Here is a 1075-nt window from a genome sequence, read left to right as displayed (position 1 = left end):
ATCCAAAACCGTTCGGGATGCGCGCAGTGCCGGGACGTGGGTCCAAGACCCACTCCTGATCACTGATTAGGAACGGTCAGCAGGATGAACGAGCCGTCCAGGCTGGGATGTTCCTCGCGGCCCGTCGGCATCACCTGTAGCTCCACAGTGCGCATGCGGCCGACGCCCAGCAGCCTCCTCAACTGGTCCTGCTTGACGGCCCGTCCCCCGATTGGGCGCTGGAGTACGGTCTCCTCGAGGACGAAGCTGAAGGTCGGCGCCGGCCAGCGCTCGAAGGTCAGCTGACGGGCCAGTCGGTCGGCCACTCGCTTTTCGATGGTCGCCTCGTCGAGCAGTGGCCGCCGCTGAGTGAAGACCGCACGCGCATACTCCTCGGTCTGGAGGAGTCCTGGCACGACCTGGGTGCTGTAGTCGTGCAGCGCGACCGCCTCAGCCTCAACCCGAGCGTAGTCCCGGAACCACTCAGGGTGCCGCGTCCGCGCCTTTGCCTGGGCCCGTCGCACGTCATCCTTGGTGACCTCCAACAAGCCACCCGCCCCCAGCACTTCATCCGCCCGCTCAAGGAACTCCGGCTGAGGAATCCGCACCCCGCGCTCCAGCGCCGAGACCAGGTCCTCTCCGTACCCGACCGTCGCGCCGAACTCCTTCTGCGTCAGCCCGGCCCGCTCGCGAAGCAGCCTGAGCTGTTTGCCGATCGACCTGAAGAGGTCCGCCGCGCCCTCCGCCTCCCCCGGCCGCTCCGGTCGCGCTTCCCGTTCCGCATCCACCATGTCCGCCTCGCCCGACCGCCCGTACTGACCGCTGTCCGCACCCGTACAGTGACGCTCAGTCGCGCCACTGTCCCTGGTCACGGTACGCCCGACCAGTCACGCTCGGTGACATGAATGCCGAAATCGCCGTTCCCGCAAGCACATTCGCACAGCGCTTCAGCTCAACTCCCCGTGGCGCCCGCCTCGCCCGCCGCCTCGCCCTCCACCAGCTCCACGCATGGGGCATCACGTACGGCAGCGAACTGTCCGACTCCGCAGCCGTGGTCGTCGCCGAGCTGGCTGCCAATGCCGGTGCGCCATGAGGC

Annotated in this window: 2 pseudogenes; one reads left to right on the top strand and one right to left on the bottom strand. The window is 67.9% G+C overall.

Features of this window, described 5'->3' with window-relative positions:
* Window positions 1-74 precede the first annotated feature (74 nt).
* A pseudogene (locus NLX86_RS34230) lies at window positions 75-770 on the bottom strand (Scr1 family TA system antitoxin-like transcriptional regulator); the annotation flags it as partial.
* Window positions 771-880: 110 nt separating this feature from the next.
* Between NLX86_RS34230 and NLX86_RS34225 the strand changes: the two are divergent.
* Window positions 881-1060: pseudogene (locus tag NLX86_RS34225) on the top strand (ATP-binding protein); the annotation flags it as partial.
* Between the last annotated feature and the right edge of the window lie 15 nt (window positions 1061-1075).

This window comes from Streptomyces sp. A3M-1-3 (assembly GCF_024213665.1).
Lineage (GTDB): Bacteria > Actinomycetota > Actinomycetes > Streptomycetales > Streptomycetaceae > Streptomyces.
The sequence above is the reverse complement of the archived record's forward strand: the minus strand, read 5'-3'. Positions and strand labels throughout refer to the sequence as shown.